This is a genomic window from Youhaiella tibetensis (assembly GCF_008000755.1).
Lineage (GTDB): Bacteria > Pseudomonadota > Alphaproteobacteria > Rhizobiales > Devosiaceae > Paradevosia > Paradevosia tibetensis.
In genome coordinates this window covers 2,126,842-2,145,746 of record NZ_CP041690.1, presented here as the reverse complement: position 1 = coordinate 2,145,746, position 18,905 = coordinate 2,126,842, and the positions used below count along the sequence as shown (strand labels likewise).

Here is an 18,905-nt window from a genome sequence, read left to right as displayed (position 1 = left end):
GTGATGAGGAATACGAAGAAAACCCTGGCGGGCGCCCTGCTCGCCATGACAGCGCTGGTTGGCTCCGCCAACGCACAGGTGCTGTTCTGGTCGAACCAGGCGGTCCCGGTCGAGGAAACCCAGAAGATGCGCGAGCAGGTCCTTAAGGGCTTTGACGGCGTCGACTTCCAGGCGCAGGACCCGGGCCCGTTCATCACCCGCATCGAGGCCGAGGCCAAGGCCGGGTCGGGCGCAATCGGCGTCGTCGGCGCGCTCCATGGCGAGCTCTCGACCTATCCGGACGACTGGATGGATCTCTCCGACATCGATCTCGGCGCGGTCAAGCCGAGCCCGGCCTTCATGGAACTGGGCAAGCTCGGCACCAGCGAGCAGAAATACCTGCCCTGGATGCAGGCCAACTACGTGATGGCCGCCAACAAGCAGGCTCTGCAGTATCTGCCGGAGGGCGCCGATATCAACGCGCTCACCTATGACCAGCTCATCGCCTGGGCCAAGAACATGGCCGAGCAGACCGGCTCGCCCAAGTTCGGCTTCCCGGCCGGCCCCAAAGGCCTCAAGCACCGGTTCTTCCAGGGCTTCCTGCTGCCGGCCTTTACCGCTTCGGAAGTGACCAAATTCCGCTCGCCCGAAGCTGAAACGGCCTGGAACAAGTTCAAGGAGCTCTGGCAGTACACCAACCCGGCCTCCACGAACTATGATTTCATGCAGGAGCCGTTGCTGACCGGCGACGTCTGGGTGGCGTTCGACCACATCGCCCGACTGGGTGAGGCCTTCAACCAGAAGCCCGACGACTTCGTCGCCTTCCCGGCGCCTGCCGGTCCCAAGGGTCGGGCGTTCATGCCGGTGCTTGCCGGCCTCGCCATCCCGAAATGGGCGCCCGATCCGGCCAAGTCCAAGGAACTGGTCAAGTACATGATGCAGCCTGAGACGCAGGTTGCGACCTTGCTTGCCACCAATTTCTTCCCGACCACGGACGCGCCGCTGCCTGCCGATCTGCCCGCCTCGGCCCGCGCCCTCGGGCCGGCCGTCGCGACCATGACCAGCGCTCCGGATGCCCTGCCGGCGCTTCTGCCGGTCGGCCTGGGTGACCTCGGCGGCCAGTTCAACCAGGCCTATACCGACACGTTCGAACGCATCGTGCTGGGCAACCAGGACGTGCGCCAGGTTCTCGACCAGCAGGCGGAAGTCCTGCGCAAGATCATGGTCGACGCCAAGGCGCCCTGCTGGACGCCCGATGCGGCGTCCGAAGGGCCCTGCCCGGTCGAATAAGCCACAGCTGGCGTCCGGCCTCCATCGCGGGGGCCGGACGCTCCTCTGCTCCACAGCCAAGCAAGGATGATCCATGCCGCAACGGGCCTTGCCTTACCTGCTGCTATTGCCGGCGACGTTGTTCCTGCTGGTGTTCTTCCTCTATCCGTTCGTCCAGATCGCCGTCCTGGCTTTCTCGGACGGGCAATCGTTCACGCTCGAACACTTCCAGACCATGGTCGGGCATTGGAAGTTTCCCGCCACGTTCTGGAACACCATCCTCCTCGCCGCGATCGTGGTGCCGATCCAGTTGGTGATGGCGCTTGCCATGGCCTCGGTGGTGATGCGCCTCAAGACCGGCCGCAACACCATCCTCTACATCTTCACTATTCCGCTCGGGCTGTCCGACCTGGCGGCGGGCATCATCTGGCTGGCCATTTTCGAGCAATCGGGCTTCCTCAACTCGCTGCTCGTGAGCCTGGGGATCGTGGACAAACCCATCCTCTTCCTTGGCTATCAGAACATCTGGGTGATCTTCATCGCCGTGGTCCTCGCCGAGGTCTGGCGGGCGACCGCCATCGTCATGGTCATCCTCGTTTCGGGCATGGGCCTCATTCCCAAGGAATATTACGAAGCGGCTGAGGTTTTCGGCGCAAGCCCCTGGCAGCGCTTCCGAAAAGTGACCCTGCCAATGCTGCGGCCAAGCCTGCAGACCGCCCTCATCCTGAGGACGATAGCGGCCTTTGAGGTCTTCGCAGTGGTGGTCGCCCTGGGCGGGACCACGCTGCCGGTCCTGGTGGGTGAAACCTACAACTGGCAGTTCAACCTGCGCGACCCGAACGTGGCAGCGGCCTACGCCCTCGTCATCCTGGCGATCTCGATCGCAGCGACGCTGGTTTACCTCAGGGTGCTCCGGGTGCCGAAAGGAGCAACGATATGACCGACGTCGCCAGCAACGACCAGCCCCAGGCGGTCGCCGAAGTCAGCCGCGCCGGCCGCTTCGTCTTCGTGGCGGGCACGGTCCTTATGTGTGCCTGGGTGCTCGTGCCGATCTACCTGCTTCTCGTCAACGCACTGTCCTCGCCAGCCCAGGTGACAGGCTTCCCCAAGACCGGGTTGCCAGGGTTCGATTTCGGCTCGCTGCAGTTCTTCATCGGCTTTTCGGGCGTCGCCAAGGCCCTTTGGAACTCGGTGCTGGTGGCCGTCCTTACCATGGTCTTCGCCATCGGCATCGGCGCGCCGGCAGGTTATGCGCTGTCGCGCTTCGATTTCCCCGGCAAGAGCGCCTTTCGCCTGCTCGTACTCATGACGCGCGCATTCCCGCTGCCGTTGCTGGCCCTGCCCATCGCGGTCATGTTCATCCAGGTCGGACTGGACGACACGCCCATCGGGCTTGCGCTCGTGCATACGACGCTCGCCATCCCCTTTGCGGTGCTCATCACCTTCTCCATCTTTTCGGGCATCCCCGTGGAGTTGGAGGAAGCCGCCTGGACCCTTGGCTGCAACCGGGCGCAGGCGTTTCAGCGGGTTGTGCTGCCGCTGGTGCTTCCGGGCATCGCGGCTTCGGCTATCTTCGCCTTCACCATCTCCTGGAACGAGGTCTTCGCCGCCTCCGTGCTCACTGTGCAGAACCGCACGCTGACGGCATTCCTGCTCCAGAGCCTCAACGTCTCGCCCCTGCACCTCAAATTCGCCGGCGGCGCCGCCCTCGTCGTGCCGGCGCTGCTCTTCATCTTCGCCGTTCGCAAATACCTGTTTGCGATGTGGGGCATCGCGAACCGCTAAGGAGACCTGCCAATGGCCGAAATCGTCATCAAGAACGTCGCCAAGAGTTTTGGAAGCTTCAAGGCGCTCCACGCCATCGACCTCACCATCACCGACCAGGAATTCATGGTCCTGCTGGGAGCTTCCGGCTGCGGCAAGACCACGCTGCTGCGCATCATTGCCGGGCTCGAGACGCCGAGCCAGGGCGAGGTGTGGATCGGCGGTCGCCGTGTCGACCATCTGCCGCCACGCGAGCGGGGCATCTCCATGGTCTTCCAGAACTATGCGGTGTTCCCGCACCTGACGGTCTACGAGAACATCGCCTTCGGCCTGCGCATGAAGAAGCTGCCGCAGGCGGAGGTCGATAAGCGCGTCAAGCGCACCGCCGAACTCATGCATATCGAGCAGTTACTCAAGCGCTATTCGGGCCAGCTCTCGGGCGGGCAGCGGCAGCGCGTGGCGGTGGCACGCGCCCTGGCGATGGAGCCGGACGTCATTCTCATGGATGAGCCGCTCTCCAACCTCGATGCCCTGCTCCGGCTCGAAATGCGCGCCGAACTCAAGGGCGTTCTGGCCGAGAGCAAGACCACCACCATCTACGTGACCCACGACCAGGTCGAGGCCATGAGCCTTGCCGACCGCATTTCGGTGATGAACGGCGGGCGGATCGTGCAGGCTGCGAGCCCGGTCGAGGTTTACCGCAATCCGGCCGCGCGCTTCGTGGGAAGCTTCATAGGCAATCCCCCGATGAACTTCATCACCGCGCGCCGCCTTGGCGACGGACGCTGGCAGGCCGCGGACCTTACGCTCGATGGGCCGGCTGTCCAGCAGGACAAGCTCGAATTCGCCATTCGTCCGGAGGACGTGAACGTGGCCGAAGGCGGTCTCAAGGCCGTGGCGCGAGTGGTAGAGCCGCTCGGCGCACATACGCTTGTCACCTGCGAAGTCGGCGGCGGTCTCTTCAGGGCCGTGCTCGATTCCGACATGCGCGTCGCGCCGGGGGACGAACTCAGCCTGGTCCCCAAGCCTGACCGCATCCGCTGGTTCGACCCGCAATCCGAACTTGCCGTCTAGCCCCGGCCCCTTTCTTCCCCCTGACCCCTGCAGAGCACGCCATGACTTCCCTTGATCCCGCCAAGGTCTACGACCACGCCCTCGAAGTTCTCAAGGAGAACGATCGGGGCACCTATACCGTGCCCACCAAGGGCCTCTACCCGTTCCAGTGGAACTGGGACTCGTGCCTTACCGCGCTTGGGCAGAGCCATTACGACGAGGGGCGGGCTTGGACGGAGATCGAGACGCTCTTCGCCCATCAATGGCCTGACGGCATGGTCCCGCACATCGTTTTCCACGTCTATTCGGACGGCTATTTCCCCGGGCCGGACGTCTGGGGGACGAACCGGCCGACCGCGACATCGGGCATTACCCAGCCGCCTGTCGCCGGCTTTGCGATCCGCCGCCTCTATGATCGGGCGAAGGACAAGGCAGCGGCGGCCGAGCGCGCCCGTGGGCTCCTGGCCAAGGTCGATGCGTGGCACGAATGGTTCTATGCCAACCGCGACCCAAGGAGCGAAGGCCTGGTGGCCATTCTCCACCCATGGGAGTCCGGACGCGACAATTCCATCGATTGGGATGAAGCCTTCGAGCGCGTGCCGACAGAGGGCGTCGCGCCCTATACCCGGCGCGATACCCAGCACGCCGATCCTGCCCACCGCCCGACCAAGGCGCAGTACGACCGCTATCTGTGGCTCGTTGAGCATTTCCGTGCGCTGGGGTGGGATAATTCTCGTCTCCATGACGCCTCTCCCTTCCAGGTCGTCGATCCCGGGTTCAACGCTATCCTGATCCGGTCCTGTACCGATCTGGCCGATCTCGCCGATGCCCTGGGGGAGCCAGCGATCGCTGCCGCCAACCGGGCGCGCGCTGCAAAGGGGCTTGCGGCGCTCGGGAGCCTTTGGAGCGCTGCTCATAGCCAGTATGTGTGCCAGGACCGCACCACCGGAATGCTCATCGACAGCGCTTCGATCGGCGGGCTGCTGGCGGTGTTCGCGGCCATCCCCGCCGAGCAGGCGCGCGGAATAGCGCGCACCATTGAGCGGCAGGCCGGGCTCGTGAAATACATCGTGCCCTCCCACGACCCGGCGGACACCCGGTTCGAAGCCAAGCGTTACTGGCGCGGTCCGGCCTGGCTGGTGATGAACTACATGATCGCCGATGGCCTGAAAGCCGCCGGAGAGACCGAGATCGCCGCGCGGATCGTCGAATCGAGTCTTGAACTGATTGCCCGCTCCGGCTTTGCGGAATACTACGATCCCTTGACGGGCGAGCCGTGCGGGGGTGGACGTTTCACCTGGACCGCGGCAATGGTCATCGAGTTCGTGGAACAAGGGCGGCGATGAAGGTATTGGCGCTTGGCGCGCATCCTGACGACATCGAAATCTACATGTTCGGCACCCTGTGCGCCTATGCAGCGCGCGGGGACGAATTGGCATTTGCCATCGCCACTGACGGCAGCAAGGGCGGTAAGGGCGATCCGGGTGCCCTGAGCCGCCTGCGCAAGCAGGAAGCGAGCGATGCCGCCGCGCTGATCGGTGTCACGCCGCAATTCCTCGATTTTCCGGACGGAGAGCTGGTGCCCGACCGCGAATTGGTGATGGCGCTCAAGGCGCTGTTCGCCCGCGAGCGTCCGGAACTCGTCATCACCCATGCGCCCAACGACTACCACGGCGACCATCGTGCGCTCAGCGAAGCGGCACGGCTTGCGTCCTCGTTCTCCGTGCCCGTCCTGCATGCTGACAATCTGCGCGGCGTTGCGTTCGAGCCAACTTACTACATCGACGTCTCGGCGCATTTCGAGACCAAGCTCGCCGCGATCCGCTGCCACGACTCGCAATCGCCGGAGCGTTTCGTCGAGGCGTGCCGCCAGCTCAACGGCTTTCGCGGCCAGCAGGCCAACCAGGCGAACGCCACGGTTTACGCCGAAGCCTTCCGCTTCGAGCCGGCCTTTCCGTTCGTGGACATCCGCGACTTGCTGCCCCCTGCCCCTCCGGTTCGAGCTGTCGTCAACCGAGCCGAAACCTGACGACGACCGCCGGCACGCATAGCGCCTTATGCTCACGCATATCGGGCTATGCCTCTCGGACAAAAAGTCACAGCGAGTTGAGCGCGAAACCGTTCCTGAAATCGTCGCATTCCAGGACACTTGTCCTTCCGACCGCCAATTCTACGCCACATTGTTCTACGAGGCGGGCAATATCTGAAATGATATCGCGCAGCCCGCCTGTCTCAAGGCAGGCCGGCGGAATTTAATCCCAGATGTTACCAAATTCCTAACCGCACTTGGTCGAACCGCCGACCACGTGCATATACGGCGTCGTTTCGTCCGGTTCGGACGGAGCCAAGCCCGCTTCTCGTCAGCGCGAGTGAAGCCAGTAACGCGGCCGGATGTTTCCGGCGGCGCGGGTGCGTTTGGAGACTTTCATGGCACGTATTGTTGTTCTGGGTGGTGATGGTTTTTGCGGTTGGCCGACGGCGCTCAAGCTTTCGGCCGAAGGCCATCAGGTCGCGATCATCGACAATCTTTCGCGCCGGCGCATCGACGCCGAGCTGGGCGTCGAAAGCCTGACCCCGATCGCCGACATGCCCGGGCGCATCGCCGCCTGGAAGCGCGTGTCGGGCAGGACGCTGTCCTTCGCCAATATCGACATCGCCCACGACTATGACGGCCTGCGCGCCTACCTGGCCGACTTCGCCCCGCAAACCGTCGTGCACTTCGCCGAACAGCGCGCGGCGCCCTATTCCATGCGCGACGCCGCCCACAAGCGCTACACGGTCGACAACAACATCAACGGCACCCACAATCTGCTGGCTGCCCTGGTCGAGCTCGACCTCGACGCCCACCTTGTCCACCTCGGGACCATGGGCGTCTACGGCTATGATGGGGATGGGCTCGAACTGCCCGAGGGCTATCTCGACGTTTCGGTCGCCGGGCCGAACGGGACGCGATATCCGCGCTCGATCCTCTACCCCACTCAGCCGGGTAGCGTTTATCACCTGACCAAGTCGCTCGACCAGTTGCTGTTCCAGTTCTACGCGCGCAACGACGGCCTGCGCATCACGGATCTGCACCAGGGTATCGTCTGGGGCACACAGACCGAGGAAACCCGGCTCGATCCGGCCCTCATCAATCGCTTCGACTATGACGGCGACTACGGCACCGTGCTCAACCGCTTCCTGATGCAGGCCGTGGTCGGGCATCCCCTGACCGTCCATGGCACCGGCGGCCAGACCCGGGCCTTCATCAACATCCAGGATACCGTGCGCTGCGTGTCGCTGGCCGTGGCCAACCCGCCCGCACGTGGCGAGCGCGTGCACATCCTCAACCAGGTGGCCGAGACGCACCGGGTTTCCGATCTCGCTGAACTCGTGGCCGAAACCACAGGCGCCGAAGTGGCCTTCGTAGACAACCCGCGCAAGGAAGCGGCCGAGAATACCCTGCGCGTCTCCAACCAGACCTTCCGTTCGCTTGGCCTCGAGCCGATTCTCCTGCGCGACGCGCTTCTGGCCGAAACGCTCGAGATCGCCGACCGCTACAAGGATCGCTATGACGTGCGCGCCATTCCGGCCACGGCCCTCTGGACCAGGAACACCCGCCCGGGCACCCTCAAGAGCCGCAAGGATGCTGCGTGATGCGTGACGTTCTGCGGCTAGCCCTGGTTGCGGTTCTGGCCTTCGCCGTCGTCGGCACCGCCATGGTCTATTCCCGCGGCGACGATGTCGGCGCCAATATCGCCGGGATGGCCGATCAGGTGCGGTCCTCGTTTTCCCGGATGACGGGGGCGTCCGAGACCGGCGTCGATAACACGGTCACCGGCAGCACCGATGTGGCGGCGACCCAGCTCAAGGTCCTGCGCCCGCTGCAGGGAAGCTGGATGGGCCTCGCCGGCTTTCCCGACGAGACGCAGATCCGCTTCGCCGTTCCGCCGGGCGTAAGCTTCACCAGCGGCAGCCTCGACCTGGCTTTCGAAACCGAGCTCGCCGAGCACGGCGACGGCCGCATGACGATCGCCGTCAACGGCAGGGACCGCACGCAGGTCGTGCTCAACAGCGGCAAGGCCACCCAGACCGTCAAGGTGCCGCTCGACGCCTCGGACCTCCTGGGCGAAGACGTCGAGTTGACCCTTTCGGGGCGCGGCAACACCAATTCGGGCCAGATTTGCCCCACAGATGCCGCCAATTCCGGCAGCGCCGTAACGCTCCTGCCCTCGAGCGCCATGACGCTCGTCACCTACGACAAGGTCGAGGATCCCGAGACTGCCCTCATCGCCGCGACCGGCCCCATGAACCTGGTGCCGGGCCTCTCGGGCGCCGACCTGGCGGCGGCTCTCTGGGCCGACCAGCAGTTGCACCGCTCGGGCATCGCCTCGCTGGTGGAACTTGAAGGCGCCGAGCGGGCCGGTACGCGCGTGCTCGTCGCCAATGCCGGCACCACCCCGATCGCGCGGTTGGGCGAGAGCAGCTTCCAGCTTGCCGGCCAGGCGGGCGTCGAACGGCTCGTCGCACTGCGCGCGGCCGAACGTCAGGCTCCCGCGATCGCCAGCTACTGGCCCGTGGATGCAGCAACGCTCGGCAGCGAGACTATCGTCAAGAACTTCCGCGGCTCCAAGCGCTGGACCATCGACTACAAGCTCGCCGATCTTCCGGGTGGCCTGATGCCTGCCCGCCTCAACCTGGCGATCAAGATGAGCGAGTTGGCCGACAACCGTGACTGGGTGTTGCGCATCTCGCTCAACAACAACCTGGTCGACAGCCGTCGCATCGACGGCAAGGCCAAGAGCATCGAGCTGCCGATCGACCTGCCGGCGGCCCAGCAGGCCCTCGCCAACCGCATCCTGATCGAGCTGGTGGACACCTCTCCCAACGAGAGCATCTGCCGGGCGGGTCCGGATGCCCAGGCCCAGTTGTTGCCCACCACCACGCTGACGCCGGGCGTTCAGCCTTCCGAGGGTTGGTCGCCCCTGGTTCGCGAACTGGCCAACAGCGGCTCGATCGGGCTCACTGTCGAGGGCAAGCTCAATGCTGCCCAGGGCAGCCGCGCTTCGGCGATGCTCGCCCAGTTCCTGCCCATTGGCGCCAACATGGCGTTCGGCGAGGACACGGCGCCGGTCACGCTGACCGTGCTGACCGGGGACACGCTGACCGATGCCTTGCGCAAGGTATCGCTGCTGACACCTGCGAGCGCGGCTTCGGCCGGGGCGGGCCAGCTCCTGATCATGTCGTCAACGGCCGGCGCGAACGACCCGATTTCCGTGCACGACCTGAGCAAGACCGAAATGGCCTCGCTGCTCGGGGGGATGAAGCGAGGCGATGTCGCTATCCTCGTCCAGCGTCACTGAGGGCACCCAGCCGAGCGCGGCGGGCGGACACCAATACTGGTCCGTCGATAGCGCTCCGGCAAGGCTCACGCGCTCCCTTCCCCTCTGGAGCGCGCCCCTCGTGCTCGTGATCTTCTCGGTCATGAGCGTGATCCTGCTGTTCGCCATCAACCGTGTACCGGTGCTGGCGCAAGCCTTTCCGAACCGGGACTTCGTTTTCTCACCCTATATCGGCACCCATTCGGTGCCCCTGCGCATCTTCATCGTCTCGTTCTACGTGGCGTTCTCGACGATGTTCGGCTCGTCCCTACGCGGCAAGATCCGCTTCTTTCTCGAGCTCCTGCTCTACTACGTGCTCGTCGTCGGGGCACTCGATGCCATCAACATCGTCGGCTATCGGCTGGCTGGCTTCGTCTACTCGTTGCACGTCATCGAGATTCTCTCCGGGCTCATCGGCTTCTTCGTGTTTTCGGCCAAGCTGCTCGACCACGGCAGCATGCCGGCGCGGGCGGATGCGCCGTTCAACCGCCGCTACAAGCTTGCCTCGCTGGTGCGCCTCACGATTGCGGTCGCCCTTTCGATCGCAATTGCGGTCGGTGTGGATCGCATGGACCTGCCGCTGGTGCTGGATCTGCGAAACGTCGCGCTGCTCGGCGGCACCGGCCCGGGCGTCTTCCTGTTCCTGCCGACGCTTTTCTTCGTTCTCTACGTCGATGGCACGCTTCAGGCGATCCTGCGCCGCAGGAGCGCCTTCGCTCCGCCGGTCACGGTCATCGTGCCAGCCCACAACGAGGCCCACGTCATTGCGCGGACCATCGGCGCCATCGACTCCTCTGCTGCCGTCTACGACGGCAAGGTGGAGGTGATCGTGCTCAACAATGCCTCGAGCGACGAGACAATCGCCGTTGCCTCGGCCGCGCTTTCGGACGCCAGACACTTGAGGGGGCGCGTCATCGACGTGCCGACACCGGGCAAGGCCCTGGCGCTCAACCGCGGCATTGCCGAAACGGCGACAGAGTTCGTCATCCGCATCGATGCGGATACCCAGGTTCAGCGTGAAACCATTGCGCGCGCCATGCGCCACTTTTCACGTGCCGATGTCGGGGTGGTTGGGGGCATGCCCATTGCGCCGGGCGATGGACCGTTCGATCGCGCCCGCACCCTCGAAGTGCTGCTCAAGCATGGCTATTACCAGGTAGCCTATGGCGCCTTCGACGGCACGATCGGCGTTCCGGGGATGTTCGCTGCCTACCGCACGGCCCTGGTTCGCGACGTAGGCGGCTTCGTCCAGGGCATGAACGGGGAGGATACCGACGTTTCCTTGCGCATCGGCGAGTTGGGCAATCGCGTCGTCTCCGATCCCTCGGTCGTCTACGTCTCCGAGGTTCCCAGGACCTACAAGCATCTGCGCGAACAGCGCATGCGCTGGTTCCGCTCCGTCTACCACGTGAGTGCGCGCAACCGGACCTACCTCGATAGCTGGGATCTTTCGGTGCGCGGCAAGGTGGTGCTGCCGTTCATGCTGCTCAATTCAGCGCGCCGCGCCATGACTGTTCCGCTGGCGATCTTCGGTGCCCTGCACCTCTTGCTCGCCTTCGATCCGACCGGAACCCTGACCGGTCAGGCGGTGCTGGCGGTGCTCCTCGGTGCGCCGGCCCTCATGGGCGCGTTTGCCGCGCTCGCCAACGGGCGCGTCGGAGCGTTGATCGGCCTGCCCGAATATGTCGGCTTCCGGCTGCTGCGCTCCTATCTGACGCTGGAATCGGTGCTCAGTATCGCAGCGGCCCCGTCGGCAGGCCGCGAAAGCCGGGATCGATAAAATGCAACCTAATCGGGTAGCCTGACGTTCGGTCGGGATTGCTAGCCTTCATCGGTCCGCTGTCGCGGGGAGTTGGAGATCATGCGCTACCCGCTCTGGGCTTTCCTGTTTCTGTTCATGCTGCCGCCCTTCGCGGTGCACGCCCTCTTGACCGGCAAGGCCGAAGTCGCCTCGGTGCGCGCCAACCAGGGCGTGATCGTCTCGGCGATGCTTCCATAGCGCTTTCAGTACGTTATCAACGACTATTGATGTTCTGACGCAGGTTTCAGCTTACGCCGCAACCTGGTTTTCCCACGACCTGACGCGACCTCCCCTTGACGGCTCCCTTATCCGTTTGCAATAGTTCGGTGAGGGAACGAATTAATGAGAGAGAGCAGCGTGGCACCTACGGCGCGGATTTCGCGACAGTTTTCCCTTCGTGCCGTAATGGAGACCATCGTTCATGATGGCCCTATCTCCCGCGCCTCGATTGCCAAGCAGACCGGCCTCTCCAAGCAGACCATCTCCGAAATTGTCCGCCAGCTCGAGGAAGAGGGCTGGGTGCGCGAGACCGGACGGACCCAGGGGCATGTGGGGCGGTCGGCCGTAACCTACGAACTCGTCCCGACCGCCGCCTACATCGTGGCCGTCGACCTCGGCGGCACCAAGGTTCGGGTCGCCGTCTGCGACCTCACCTGCCAGATCATCGCCCAGGACGTCGCTCCGACCGATCCGCGTGGCGGACATTTCGTGGTCGAACAGATCGCCGCGCTGTCGCGCAAAGTGGCGGCCACCAGGGACGTGCCGTTCGAGCGCGTGCAGGTCGCCGTGATCGGCGCCCCCGGCGTGCCGGAGCGCGGCACGGGCCGTGTCCTCCTCGCCCCCAACATCCGCGATTTCGATTCCATCGACGTGGCCGCCGCGCTGTCCTCGGCGCTCGGGGCAGAGGTCATGCTCGAGAATGATGTCAATCTCGCCGTTCTCGGCGAGAACTGGCTGGGCGGTGGGCAGGGTATCGAAAACCTCGCCTATGTCGCGCTCGGCACCGGTGTCGGCGGCGGCCTCATCCTGGGCGGGCAACTGATCCGGGGTGCGGGCAATGCCGCGGGCGAACTGGGCTTCCTGCCCTTCGGCGCCGATCCCTTCGATACGGAATCGCTGCGTGCAGGGGCCTACGAGCGGGTCGTCGCTTCCGTCGGCATCATGCGCCGGTACCGGGAGCTGGCGCAGGCCGAGGCCTCGGTGCCCGAGATTTTCGAGCTGGCCAATGCAGGCGATGCCTCCGCGCTGACCGTTCTCAACGATACCGCCAACTACCTGGCGTTCGGCATTGGCGCCATCTGCGCCATGGCCAACCCCGAGAAGGTGATCCTCGGCGGCTCGATCGGCGGCCGGCCCGAGCTCATCGAGCGGGTCAAGACCTTCCTGCCCCTCTGCTTCCCCTCTCCCGTCCAGGTCGAGGCCAGCCAGCTGGGGACCCACGCCACGCTTATCGGAGCGGCCGCCATCGGGCTGAGCCACCTCCACAACACGCTCTTCGGCGCCGATGCGCCGAACGGCAAGATTTCGCTTCCCCCTGCCAACGCCGTTTCCATCAGTGGAGTCCTGCAGTGACCGAGGCCCAATTCAGCAACCGCCTGACTGCCGCGCTCGACCGGAACGACGCCCTCGCCCTGTTTCGGGGCGCCATCGGGCGCCAGAGCATCACGGGGAACGAGGCCAACTTCGTCGCCTATCTCCAGGAGCAAATGGAGAGGCGTGGTATCGGCGCGCTCTCGAAGGCCGATTTCCTGCCCGGGCGTCCCAATATCTGGGGCGAACGCAAGGGCGCGGGAGGCGGCAAGAGGCTGCTCTTCATCGGGCATAGCGATACCGTCCACGTCGATGGCTGGGCCGAGCACTGGAAGGGCACCGACCGCGAGGATCCCTTTGCCGCTCCGCTGATCGATGGCGAGGTCTGGGGGCGCGGATCGGGTGACCTCAAGGCCGGCATCTGCTCGAGCCTGGCCGCGCTCTCGCTTCTCGACGCGGCCGGCGTCCGCCTCAAGGGCGACGTGGCCTTTGCTTTCGTCGGTGACGAGGAAAGCGGGCAACCGGGCACCGGGGTTTCGGCCGGCGTCAAGGACTACGTGGCCCGCATTCGCGCGGGCACTGTCGCCCTGCCCGACTTCACCATCTATGTCGAACCGACCCGGCTGGCGGTCTACCCGGCGCAGATGGGCTTCTTCATTGCCGATATCACCATCACCGGGAAATCGGCCTATTTCGGCGTGCCGGAACTGGGCAAGGATGCCCTCAAGGCCAGCCACAAGGTCATGTCGGCGCTCTGGGCCCATTCCGACGAGATCGCCGCAAGGGCGGAGCATCCGCTCGTTGGCCGGGCATTCCTGCTGATCACCGGGCTCGAGGGCGGTGGCTTCATCGCCGTGCCTGAAGAGTGCAAGCTCTCGCTCATCCGCAAGTTGCTGCCGGGGGAATCCCTCGACGAGGCGGCCTTGGCCATCGAGCAGGTCGTTCGCGGTGCCATTGATGACCCCGAGATCAAGGTTCGGATCGCCTACCCCGCGGGCCGTGACCATGCAGTCGGCGGCTCGCCCTCGCAGACCGATCCGTCAGCCGAGCCCGTACAGATGCTCTCGCGCATCGTGGGCGACACCATGGCCGGTCGCGGCACGCTCGAAGGGGCTCCGTTCTGGTCGGAGGCGCCCTTCTTCATCAACGGACTCAATGTCCCGGCCGTCTACTGCGCGCCTGGCGACATCCGCAATTGCCACACCTTCGAAGAGCGCGTCAGCCTCGAGGAATACTATTCAGGGATCGTGGCCTTCGCTCATTTCATCGCCCGCTACTGCGGGGTGGTGGAAGACTAAGCAACAGGGAAAGTCATAAGGGAGACCAACCATGCACTTCACCAAACTTCTCGCGACGGCGCTGCTCGCCGGTTCGCTCTTTGCCGGTCATGGCGCCCTCGCGCAGACCGTTGGCCCGAACGGGGAAAGCGCTACGCCTTCGGCCGATATCCAGTTGAGCGACGCCGATCTCGCCGCCCTCAAGGACAAGGGCTACAAGGCCGCGCTCCTCTGGCACACCTCGTCCGATTTCACCAATGCCGTCTCGGCCGGTGCTAAGGACGAATTCGCCAAGGCAGGCGTTGACGTCGTCGTCCAGACCGACGCCGGGTTCGACGCCGCCAAGCAGCGTTCCGACATCGAGACGGCTCTCGCGGCCCAGCCCAACGTCATCCTGTCGTTGCCGCTCGATCCGGTGACGTCTGCCGAAGCCTTCAAGGAAGCGGCATCGAGCGGGGTCAAGCTGGTGTTCCTCTCGAACGTTCCGGCCGGCTACACGCAGGGCACCGACTACGCCTCCATCGTCACCGACGACCTCTTCCAGATGGGCAAGCAGGCTGCGGACGTCCTCGCCAAGTCGATCGGCGGCAAGGGCAAGGTCGGCTGGATCTTCCATGACGCCAGCTACTATGTGACCAACCAGCGCGACAACGCCTTCAAGACCACCATCGAGAAGGATTATCCGGACATCAAGATCGTCGCCGAGCAGGGCATCTCCGACCCGGCCCGCGCCGAAGAGCTGGCAAGCGCCATGCTGCTGCAGAACCCGGATCTCGATGGCATCTACGTCACCTGGGCCGAACCGGCCGACGGCGTGCTTGCCGCGCTGCGCGCTGCCGGCAACACCCACACCAAGATCGTCACCCTCGACCTCTCCGAGCCGGTCGCGCTCGACATGGTCAAGGATGGCAACGTGGTGGGCCTCGTCGCCGACAAGGCGTACGAACTCGGACGCGCCATGGCGGCGGTCGGCCTCAAGTCGCTCCTCGGCGAAGCCACCCCGGCATTCGTCGTCGCTCCGGCGTTGACCGTCACCAAGGACAATGTCGCCCAGGGCTGGATGGACTCGCTCAACCGCGAAGCGCCGCAGTCGGTTCTCGACGCCGCGAAGTAAGGCGCTCGGGCGGGGCTTCGGCTCCGCCCCTCTACGGAGGATGTGTCAATGACAGCACCCAGGACTACCGGCGCCGCGACCGCCGGGCTGACACCGGCCGGCGGCTTCAGGGCCGCGCTCGGGCGGATCGATATCCAGCAATACGTCGTCTATGTCGGCTTTCTGGCCATCTTCCTGTTCTTCGCCATCGTCCTGCGCGATAGCGGCTTCCTGACGACGCGGAACCTTTCCAACATCGTCCTGCAGACGGCCCCGGCCACCATCATGGCCATTGGCCTCGTCTTCGTGCTGTCGGCCGGCGAAATCGATCTTTCCATCGGTTCGACCGTCGCAGTCTCGGCGCTCGTGGCGGCGGTGACCATGGGGAGCCTGGGCATGTTTGCCGGCATCCTCGCCGGTCTCGGCGCGGGCCTTCTCATCGGCTTCATCAACGGCGTGCTTGTCGCCTATCTCCGCCTGCCCTCGTTTCTCGTCACCCTTGCCACGATGGGGCTTTTCGCCGGTGTCGCGCGCTCGCTGACGAACCTGCGCTCCATCCCGGTCACCGATTCCACCTTCACGGGCTTCTTCGGGTCGGGTTCACTCCTCGGCATCCCATCGCTCATCTGGTGGACGGTCATCGCCGTCATCGCCGGCCACATCATCTTCCGTCAGACCAGGTTCGGCGCGCATGTCCTCGCCACCGGCGACAATCCCCGCGCCGCGCTCGTCTCGGGCATCAAGGTGCCGCGCGTGCGCCTCACCGTGCTCATGGTCAGCGGCGGCCTCGCCGCCCTTGCGGGCCTGCTCTATGCCGGTCGCCTCCAGGCGGCAAAGTACACGCTGGGCGAAACCGACCTGATGACGGTCATCGCTGCCGTCATCGTGGGCGGCACGGCGCTCAACGGCGGCAAGGGTTCGGTCGTGGGTGCGCTCGTTGGCTCGCTCATGATGGGCATGCTCAACAACGGCCTCATCCTGATGGGCCTGTCGGTCTCCGATCAGATGATCGTGCGAGGCCTCATCATCCTCGTCGCCGTGGCAGTCTCGCTGCGCGAAAAAACCCGCTGACAGGGGTCGCAATCATGTTTCTTGAAGTTCTTCGCCGCCGCAATCCGGGTTTTGTGGAAGCGGCCATGGCGCTCCACCGCGAGGGGCGCATCCCCGCCAACGCCTACGTGCTCGACCTCGATGCCGTGGAAGCCAATGCACGCGTCCTCAAGCAGGAGGCCGACAAGCAGGGCCTCAAGATTTTCGCCATGACCAAGCAGGTCGGCCGCGCCAGTTCGTTCTCCAAAGCCGTCATGCGCGGCGGAATCGATCGTTCCGTGGCGGTCGACATGGCCTGCGCTCGTGCGACCCATAATGCCGGGCTCAAGGTCGGCCACCTCGGGCACCTGACCCAGGTTCCGCGCCACGAATCCAACGCCGCCGCCGCCCGGTTCCGGCCCGACTACTGGACCGTCTTCAACCAGTCCAAGGCTGTCGAGGCCGGCGCCGGAGCCAAGGCGGCCGGCTACGTCCAGAACCTCCTTGCCCGCATCAAGGCAGAGGGCGACACCTTCTACCGCGGCCACGAGGGTGGCTTCGACGCCTCCGACGTCGTGGCCGTGGCCGAGGCTCTCGATGCCGTCGAAGGTGGTCGATTTGCCGGCATCACCACCTTCCCCGCGCTGCTGTTCGACCACGCGTCGCGCAAGGTCAAGCCGACGCCGAACCTGGCAACCTTGACCAGGGCGCGCGACGCCCTGCGCAAGGCCGGCCGCTCCGACATTGAAGTCAACGCGCCAGGCACCACGTCCTCGGTTCTTCTTGCCGGCCTCGCAGAGGCTGGAGCCACCCAATGCGAGCCGGGTAATGGCCTGCACGGCACCACGGCGCTGCACGTCATGGAAGACCTGCCCGAGTTGCCGGCGGTGCTCTACCTCACGGAGGTGTCGCATCTTTCGGGCGGCAAGGCCTATTGCTTCGGCGGCGGCTTCTACATCGACCCGATCTTCCCCGACTACGACGTCAAGGCCATCGTCTCCGACGAGCCGACGACTGCGGCCTCGGCGCTGCTGAGCGTTGAAATCCCGCCGCCTTCTGCGATCGACTACTACGCGATGATCGACGCGGAAGGACCGCGCAAGCCGAAGGTCGGCGACACGGCCGTGTTCGGTTTCCGCGGCCAGGCCTTCGTCACCCGCGCCTACGTGGTGGGCGTCTCGGGCATCTCGAAGGGCGAGCCCAAGGTCGAGAGCATCGAGAACGGGTTCGGCGAACCCGAAAGCTGGCCGGTCTAGGAGTGGATGAAATGGCAGAACAGACTTCCGCCCCCGTGCTTCAACTGAGCAACATCCGCAAGGCCTTCGGTGGTGTCGTCGCCATCGAGGACTTTTCCCTCGACGTCCATCCCGGCGAGATCGTGGCGCTTGTCGGCGATAACGGCGCGGGCAAGTCGACGCTGATCAAGATCATCTCGGGGGTGCACTCTCCCACCTCCGGTACCATTACGATCGAGGATCAGACCGTATCGATGAGCAGCGCCACCATGGCGCGCAGCCACGGGATCGAGGTGGTCTACCAGGACCTCGCCCTCGCCGATCAGCAGTCGGTCTACATGAACATGTTCCTCGGGCGCGAATTGACCAAGGGACCGCTGGGCCTTCTCGACCGCCGCACCATGATCGACGAGACGCAGAAGCTCGTCGACGAACTGGACGTGCGCATCCCTTCGCCACATGCCACGATCCGTGACCTGTCGGGCGGCCAGCGGCAGGGTGTTGCCATTGCGCGCGCCACGCGCTGGGCCAGCAAGCTCATCCTTCTTGATGAGCCCACGGCGGCCCTCGGCGTCGCCGAGACCGCCAAGGTCGAAAAGATCGTCGAGTCCCTCAAGGCCCGCAATATCGGTGTGCTGATCATCAGCCACAGCCTCGACCAGGTGTTCCGGCTTTCCGACCGCATCTGCGTACTGCGCCGCGGCAAGCAGATCGGCATCCGGGAAACCGCCAGGACCGACAAGAACGAGATCATTGCCATGATCACCGGCGTCAACTAGACGCCGCAGACTTTTTTTGCCGCCACTGTCGATCTGCGCACGCGCGGATCGACCAATCTCCGCAAACCTGAAACAACGGCAGGACGGAGGAAGACGTGAGCGCAAATTCCGCAGGCACACTTTACTACACCCACAATCTCAATCCCCGCGTGGCGGTCGCCGTCGCGCGCCATCTTGATGCGCCGGTGACGTTCAGAAGAGTCGATCCGATGGGCACCGATCGCGCCGAAATCATCGAACTCAACCCGAACTCGTTCGCACCGGTCCTGGTCGAAGATGGACGCGAACCGCTTTGGGAGACCGATGCCATCGCCTTCCGGCTTTCCAACAATGCCGGCGGGTCCTTCTGGCCGGTCGAGCGTCACGAGGAAATGCTGCGCTGGATCAGCTGGAGCGCCCATCACTTCACCCTGGCGGGCAGCACGTTCTACTTCGAGAACATCATCGTGCCCCAGTTCATGGGCCGCGACCCCGACACGCGCCTGCTGGAATCGACCGGGCACGACTTCCGGCGTTTTGCGGGCATTCTCGACGAGACGCTGCGCGACCGGGAGTGGCTTGTCGGCGACCGGCTCACTTACGCGGATTTCCGCGTGGCAAGCGCCCTGCCCTTTGCCGAGCGCGCGCAGCTTCCTCTGGACGAGTTCCTCAATGTAAAGGCCTGGCACGACCGCCTCTGGGCGATCGACGCCTGGCGAGCGCCGTTCGCCGGCCTCGCCTGAAGGAACGGGCGCGA

The 18,905-nt window shown here is 64.9% G+C and carries 17 protein-coding genes; all 17 read left to right on the top strand.

Annotation, left to right across the window (positions count from 1 at the left end; genetic code table 11):
• Positions 1 to 3: 3 nt before the first annotated feature.
• The 17 genes from FNA67_RS10405 to FNA67_RS10330 all read left to right on the top strand — a co-directional run bounded on the left by FNA67_RS10405 (position 4) and on the right by FNA67_RS10330 (position 18,891).
• Complete coding sequence (locus FNA67_RS10405; protein ID WP_147655991.1) at positions 4 to 1,269, top strand: ABC transporter substrate-binding protein; 1,266 nt, start codon at positions 4 to 6, stop codon at positions 1,267 to 1,269.
• Positions 1,270 to 1,342: 73 nt separating this feature from the next.
• On the top strand, positions 1,343 to 2,188 hold the full coding sequence (locus FNA67_RS10400) for a carbohydrate ABC transporter permease (protein WP_049705051.1): 846 nt from the start codon (positions 1,343 to 1,345) through the stop codon (positions 2,186 to 2,188).
• On the top strand, positions 2,185 to 3,033 hold the full coding sequence (locus FNA67_RS10395) for a carbohydrate ABC transporter permease (protein WP_049705050.1): 849 nt from the start codon (positions 2,185 to 2,187) through the stop codon (positions 3,031 to 3,033). The genes FNA67_RS10400 and FNA67_RS10395 overlap by 4 nt, the downstream gene beginning before the upstream one ends.
• A 12-nt stretch (positions 3,034 to 3,045) precedes the next feature.
• Positions 3,046 to 4,086, top strand: coding sequence for an ABC transporter ATP-binding protein (locus tag FNA67_RS10390; RefSeq protein WP_147655990.1), 1,041 nt, complete (start codon positions 3,046 to 3,048; stop codon positions 4,084 to 4,086).
• A 41-nt stretch (positions 4,087 to 4,127) separates the two neighbouring features.
• Positions 4,128 to 5,411 (top strand): MGH1-like glycoside hydrolase domain-containing protein, encoded by a 1,284-nt coding sequence (locus tag FNA67_RS10385; protein WP_147655989.1) that lies wholly within the window; start codon positions 4,128 to 4,130, stop codon positions 5,409 to 5,411.
• A complete protein-coding gene (locus tag FNA67_RS10380; RefSeq protein WP_147655988.1) occupies positions 5,408 to 6,094 on the top strand; it encodes a PIG-L deacetylase family protein in 687 nt (228 codons plus the stop codon). The genes FNA67_RS10385 and FNA67_RS10380 overlap by 4 nt, the downstream gene beginning before the upstream one ends.
• Before the next feature lie 398 nt (positions 6,095 to 6,492).
• Positions 6,493 to 7,701 carry an NAD-dependent epimerase/dehydratase family protein gene (locus FNA67_RS10375; RefSeq protein ID WP_147655987.1) on the top strand — a complete coding sequence of 403 codons (1,209 nt, stop codon included), beginning with the start codon at positions 6,493 to 6,495 and terminating at the stop codon, positions 7,699 to 7,701.
• The gene (locus FNA67_RS10370) at positions 7,701 to 9,407 is read left to right on the top strand and encodes a cellulose biosynthesis cyclic di-GMP-binding regulatory protein BcsB (protein WP_147655986.1); all 1,707 of its coding nucleotides are present in this window, start codon (positions 7,701 to 7,703) and stop codon (positions 9,405 to 9,407) included. Before FNA67_RS10375 ends, FNA67_RS10370 begins: the two co-directional genes overlap by 1 nt.
• Positions 9,379 to 11,205 carry a glycosyltransferase family 2 protein gene (locus FNA67_RS10365; protein ID WP_147655985.1) on the top strand — a complete coding sequence of 609 codons (1,827 nt, stop codon included), beginning with the start codon at positions 9,379 to 9,381 and terminating at the stop codon, positions 11,203 to 11,205. The genes FNA67_RS10370 and FNA67_RS10365 overlap by 29 nt, the downstream gene beginning before the upstream one ends.
• Positions 11,206 to 11,286: 81 nt before the next feature.
• A complete protein-coding gene (locus FNA67_RS21925) occupies positions 11,287 to 11,424 on the top strand; it encodes a hypothetical protein (protein WP_170267286.1) in 138 nt (45 codons plus the stop codon).
• Positions 11,425 to 11,631: 207 nt separating this feature from the next.
• Positions 11,632 to 12,798, top strand: a complete 1,167-nt coding sequence (locus FNA67_RS10360) for an ROK family transcriptional regulator (protein ID WP_244616600.1) — start codon at positions 11,632 to 11,634, stop codon at positions 12,796 to 12,798.
• Entirely contained in the window at positions 12,795 to 14,054 is a 1,260-nt protein-coding gene (locus FNA67_RS10355; RefSeq protein WP_147655984.1) for a M20 family metallopeptidase, read from the top strand. Before FNA67_RS10360 ends, FNA67_RS10355 begins: the two co-directional genes overlap by 4 nt.
• A 31-nt stretch (positions 14,055 to 14,085) precedes the next feature.
• The gene (locus FNA67_RS10350) at positions 14,086 to 15,147 is read left to right on the top strand and encodes a substrate-binding domain-containing protein (protein ID WP_147655983.1); all 1,062 of its coding nucleotides are present in this window, start codon (positions 14,086 to 14,088) and stop codon (positions 15,145 to 15,147) included.
• Between the two features lie 48 nt (positions 15,148 to 15,195).
• Positions 15,196 to 16,197 carry an ABC transporter permease gene (locus FNA67_RS10345; protein ID WP_147655982.1) on the top strand — a complete coding sequence of 334 codons (1,002 nt, stop codon included), beginning with the start codon at positions 15,196 to 15,198 and terminating at the stop codon, positions 16,195 to 16,197.
• A gap of 14 nt (positions 16,198 to 16,211) precedes the next feature.
• Complete coding sequence (locus tag FNA67_RS10340; protein WP_147655981.1) at positions 16,212 to 17,411, top strand: alanine racemase; 1,200 nt, start codon at positions 16,212 to 16,214, stop codon at positions 17,409 to 17,411.
• Positions 17,412 to 17,422: 11 nt separating this feature from the next.
• Positions 17,423 to 18,169, top strand: a complete 747-nt coding sequence (locus FNA67_RS10335) for an ATP-binding cassette domain-containing protein (RefSeq protein ID WP_147655980.1) — start codon at positions 17,423 to 17,425, stop codon at positions 18,167 to 18,169.
• Positions 18,170 to 18,264: 95 nt separating this feature from the next.
• The gene (locus tag FNA67_RS10330) at positions 18,265 to 18,891 is read left to right on the top strand and encodes a glutathione S-transferase family protein (RefSeq protein WP_147655979.1); all 627 of its coding nucleotides are present in this window, start codon (positions 18,265 to 18,267) and stop codon (positions 18,889 to 18,891) included.
• Positions 18,892 to 18,905 lie beyond the last annotated feature (14 nt).